The sequence below is a fragment of the Streptomyces beijiangensis genome (assembly GCF_017315755.1).
GTDB classification, from domain to species: Bacteria; Actinomycetota; Actinomycetes; order Streptomycetales; family Streptomycetaceae; genus Streptomyces; species Streptomyces beijiangensis.
Window position 1 is genome coordinate 1 of sequence record NZ_JAFLRJ010001126.1, and the last position, 424, is coordinate 424.

Consider the following 424-nt stretch of genomic DNA (forward strand, 5'->3'; position numbering starts at 1 on the left):
CCCCAGGTCCCCTGACCCCCGAACTCCCGCTGCCCGTCCATGTACTGGACCGGATCGTGCCGGGCAGCAGGCCACCCCGCACCCGCCTCACCGGATGGCGTTTCCTCATCCGCAGCGGCGACCGTGCCGTGGCCGCGGCGGAGACGACACTCACCGCAGACGGCTGGACCTTCTCCCACTTCTTCGAGGGCCCCTACATCGCCTCCACGGAGCACGCGCTGCGCCAGGCCGAGGCGATGAAGACGCACTACCAGCCGCGTCTGCTCTCCATACCCGAGCTGTACATGCTGGCCCTCTGGCTGCACGGAGACCACCAGGCCGGCCCCGCCGACTCCACGCCCGCCGCGACGGACCTCCTGGTGCCCCTGGCCCCCGCCCCGCCCGGCATCGCGGCGCACCGGCCGCGCCGCGAGGCCGGGCGGGG

1 protein-coding gene is annotated in these 424 nt (G+C 74.1%); it reads left to right on the forward strand.

What is annotated here, in order from left to right:
• On the forward strand, window positions 1–424 hold a 424-nt coding region (locus tag J0695_RS40850), incomplete at both ends, for a hypothetical protein (protein ID WP_206969855.1).